This is a genomic window from Acidovorax sp. NO-1, assembly GCF_000238595.1.
GTDB lineage: Bacteria > Pseudomonadota > Gammaproteobacteria > Burkholderiales > Burkholderiaceae_C > Acidovorax.
This window is the reverse complement of record NZ_AGTS01000106.1, coordinates 1-4,220: the sequence shown is the minus strand read 5'-3', so window position 1 is coordinate 4,220 and position 4,220 is coordinate 1. Positions and strand designations below refer to the sequence as shown.

Genomic DNA, 4,220 nt, shown 5'->3' with positions numbered 1-4,220 from the left:
AGCAGCAGCCCGGCTGCGGCCAGCCCGGCGCGCACCGTGCCATTGAGGTCTGGCCCCGCCAGCGCCCACACGGCCAGGCCCAGTGCGCCCGCCGCGCCCACGGCCACCCCCAGCAGGGCCAGGGAGTCTTCGCGCGAAGAGGCAGCGGGCATGGCGGGCGGGTTCCAGTCGGGGCGGTGCAAAGTGGGTGTTGTCGGGTGGCGAGGGGCGGCGTGACGCCGAGTGGGCGCAGGGTCCGGCCGGGGGCAAAAGGGGTACGCAGAAAGTCTAGCAGCGCTCCCCCGGTTGCGGTACCTGCGGATGCGGGCGATTGCACGGGTTCTTCGGCCAATGGCGCGGGGGCTGTCAAGGTGCGGGATTTGCCCGATGATGGCGGCTCGCCGGAATGCCCCGGCGCACCCCTTCACAGGTTCGCCTGTTCCATTTCTGGAGAAACCGATGCTCTCTGAAGACCTCCACGCCGATGCCCGCGCGCTGTTGCCCGGGCGCACCACCGAATCCGGCGCCACCCGCCGCACGGCCCTGCAGGCTGCGCTGGGCCTGGGCTATGCGGCCGCGGCGGCGCCCATCATGGCGCAGACGGCCATTGCCACGCCCAGCGATGGCCTCACGGTCGGGACGGTGAGCTTCACGGTCAATGGCTTCAATGTGCCGGCGTACCGGGCTGCGCCAGCGGGCAAGACGGGCCTGCCGGTGGTGCTGGTGATCCAGGAGATCTTTGGCGTGCACGAATACATTGCCGACACCTGCCGCCGCTTTGCCAAGGCGGGCTACCTGGCGATTGCACCCCAGATGTACGCGCGCCAGGGTGATCCGGCGCAATACACCGAAGTCGCCAAGCTGATGGCCGAGGTGGTCTCCAAGGTGCCTGATGCGCAGGTGATGGCCGACCTGGACGGGGCCGTGCAGTGGGCCACGGCCAATGGCGGTGATGCGGCGCGCATCGGCGTCACGGGGTTTTGCTGGGGTGGCCGCATCACGTGGCTGTATGCCGCCCATGGCCCGGTGAAGGCCGGTGTCGCCTGGTATGGCCGGCTGGTGGGCCAGGCCAGCGACCTCACGCCCAAGCACCCTGTGGAAATTGCCCCCATCCTCAAGGCGCCGGTGCTGGGCCTGTATGGCGAAAAAGACACCGGCATCCCCCTTGACACGGTTGATAAGATGAAAGCGGCTCTGGCCAGTGGCTCGCCACAGGCCAGGGCTTCGGAATTTGTGGTGTACCCCGACGCGCCCCATGCCTTCCACGCCGACTACCGCGCCAGCTACCGCAAGGAAGCCGCCGATGATGGCTGGAAGCGGGCGCTGGCCTGGTTCAGCAAGCACGGCGTGGCCTGATGGCCTGACCGCTGGAGCCGCAGGCCTCCCGCAGCCGCCCCCGCCCGGGGGCGGCTTTTTTTACCCTCGCGTCTGCGGTGCGAGTTTTGAATGAAAATAGGCCTCAGGGCTTATCTATAAAGCGCAAGAAGCTATGACTTTGGTAGCAATCATCCTGGCCACACTGGCTGCGGGCATCGGCAGCGTGTGGCTGGCCGCGTTGTTGATGCGGCTGGGCCTGGGCGGCCGCACCGACAGCGTGGGGCCCCAGCATCTGCTGAGCCTGGCCGCAGGGGCGCTGCTGGCCACGGCGTTCATGCATCTGCTGCCCGAGGCCTTTGAAAGCCAGGCGGGCGCGCACGACCTGTTTGCCACGCTGCTGGTGGGCGTGGTGTTCTTCTTTCTGCTCGACAAGGCCGAGCTGTGGCACCACGGGCACGAACACAGCCAACCGCAGCCGCACCACCACGATCACCACGATCACGATGCCCACCACGGCCATGATGGCCATCACGGCCACGCACACCACCACCACCACGGCGCGCGGTCGGGCGGCTGGGCCCTGCTCACCGGCGACAGCGTGCATTGTTTTGGCGATGGCATCCTCATCGCCTCGGCCTTCATGGCCGACATCCGTCTGGGGGTGATCGCGGCGGTATCCGTGCTGGCACACGAGGTGCCGCACCACATGGGCGATCTGGTGGTGCTGCGCCAGACCAGCCCCAACCGCCGCATGGCGCTGGTCAAGGTGTCGCTGGCGGGCGCGGTGACGGCGCTGGGCGGGCTGGTGGGCTACTTCCTGGTGGGCCAGCTGCACGACTTTCTGCCGTATTTCCTGGCGGTGGCGTCCAGCAGCTTCATTTACGTGGCGCTGGCCGACCTGATTCCCCAGCTGCAAAAACGCCTGACGGCCCGCGAAACGGTGTCCCAGATTGCGTGGCTGATTGCCGGCATGGTCATCGTCACCCTGGTGAGTGGCGCGGCGCACGCACATTGAGGTGCTTGACGTAGCTCAAGCCGGCGCAACGCGCTTGTGCCAAGCTGGGGTCATGACCGACCTTCACGCCAGCACCGTCACCCTGGGCCTGCTCGCCCGGCCCACGCGTTTCCTGTTCTTCACCGGCAAAGGCGGGGTGGGCAAGACCTCGCTGTCCACGGCTGCAGCCATTGCCCTGGCCGATGCCGGGCGGCAGGTGCTGCTGGTCAGCACCGATGCGGCCTCCAACCTCGATGAAATGCTGGGCGTTCCGCTGTCCAACCAGCCCGTGGCCGTGCCCGGGGTGCCGGGGCTGCACATGCTCAATATCGACCCCGACACCGCCGCCGAGGCCTACCGCCAGCGCGTGCTGGCGCAGCTGGAATCCACCGCCACCAGCGACGAGCGGGCCACGGTGCGCGAGCAGCTCTCGGGCGCCTGTACCACCGAGATCGCGGCGTTCGACGAATTTGCCGCGCTGCTGGCCAGCGAGGGCAGCGCCATCGGCCATGTGTTCGACCATGTGGTGTTCGACACCGCCCCCACCGGCCACACGCTGCGCCTGCTGGGCCTGCCCAAGGCCTGGACCGGATTCCTGGCGGGCAATGACCGGGGCGCATCGTGCCTGGGCCCGCACTCGGGGCTCAAGATGCAGGAGGCGCGCTTCAACGCCGCGCTGGCCGCGCTGAGCGACCCGGCCCTGACCACCGTGGTGCTGGTCACCCGCCCCGACCCCCGCCCCATGCAGGAGGCCGCACGCACGGCTCTGGAGCTGCGCGCCCTGGGCCTGGCCAACCAGCGGCTGGCCATCAACGGCGTGTTCCATGCCAGCCGACCGGGGCAGGATGCCGTGGCCGACGCCATCGAAACGCTGGGCCGCCAGGCTATGGACCAGATGCCCGATGCGCTGGCGCAACTGCCGCGCGACGAGGTGCCACTGCGCGCCTTTGACACCGTGGGCTTGCCCGCGCTGCGGGCGTTGCTGGCGGGTGGCGCGGTGCCGTTGAGTGCGCCCTCAGCCGTCGTCGGCGCGTCGCTGCAGGCCGAACCCCTCTCGTCCCTGGCCGACGCGCTGGCCGCCAAGGGCCACGGCCTGATCATGGTGATGGGCAAGGGCGGCGTGGGCAAGACCACCATCGCTGCTGCGCTGGCCGTGGGCCTGGTGCAGCGCGGGCACAGCGTGCACCTCACCACCACCGATCCGGCGGCCCATGTGCAAAGCCAGCTCGACGGCAGCCTGCCGGGGCTGAAGGTGGGGCGCATCGACCCGCAGGCCGAAACCCAGGCCTATATCGACAAGATCATGGCCACGCGCGGCAAGGCGCTGGACGACGCGGGCCGCGCCCTGCTGCTGGAAGACTTGCAGTCGCCCTGCACCGAAGAGGTGGCCGTGTTCCACGCCTTCAGCCGCGTGGTGAACGAGGCGCGCAGCGCCTTCGTGGTGCTGGACACCGCCCCCACCGGCCATAGCCTGCTGCTGATGGACGCCACCGGCGCTTACCACCGGCAGATGACGCAGCAGTACGAAGGCAGCGCCAACTCCAAACACATCATCACACCGCTGATGCGCCTGCAGGACGCCGACATGACCCACGTGGTCATCGTCACGCTGCCCGAGGTCACGCCCGTCAGCCAGGCCGCCGCACTGCAGGACGACCTGCGCCGCGCCCACATTGAGCCCTGGGCCTGGGTGATCAACAAGAGCGTGGCGGCCACCGGCACCAGCGACCCGCTGCTGCAGGTCCGCCTGGCGGGCGAGCAACAGCAGGCCGCGCGCATCACCAGCGGCCTGGCGCAGCGCACCTACGTGCTGCCCTGGCTGGTCACCCCGCCGGTGGGGGTGGATGCGCTGGGCCAGCTGGCGGCGGCGCCCGTGTCTGCGGCGGTGTGAGCGCTATTTAATTTATAGCTATTGGCGCTTTCTGGATAA

The 4,220-nt window shown here is 68.9% G+C and carries 3 protein-coding genes; all 3 read left to right on the top strand.

The annotated features are described in order from the left end of the window. Positions 1–438 precede the first annotated feature (438 nt). The 3 genes from KYG_RS18285 to arsA all read left to right on the top strand — a co-directional run bounded on the left by KYG_RS18285 (position 439) and on the right by arsA (position 4,181). The gene (locus tag KYG_RS18285; RefSeq protein WP_008906421.1) at positions 439–1,335 is read left to right on the top strand and encodes a dienelactone hydrolase family protein; all 897 of its coding nucleotides are present in this window, start codon (positions 439–441) and stop codon (positions 1,333–1,335) included. A gap of 133 nt (positions 1,336–1,468) precedes the next feature. Then, positions 1,469–2,311: a ZIP family metal transporter gene (locus KYG_RS18280; RefSeq protein ID WP_008906420.1), complete on the top strand. Its 843-nt coding sequence runs from the start codon at positions 1,469–1,471 to the stop codon at positions 2,309–2,311. 52 nt (positions 2,312–2,363) lie between these two features. Further along, positions 2,364–4,181: an arsenical pump-driving ATPase gene (gene arsA, locus KYG_RS18275; protein WP_008906419.1), complete on the top strand. Its 1,818-nt coding sequence runs from the start codon at positions 2,364–2,366 to the stop codon at positions 4,179–4,181. The last annotated feature ends 39 nt before the right edge of the window (positions 4,182–4,220 follow it).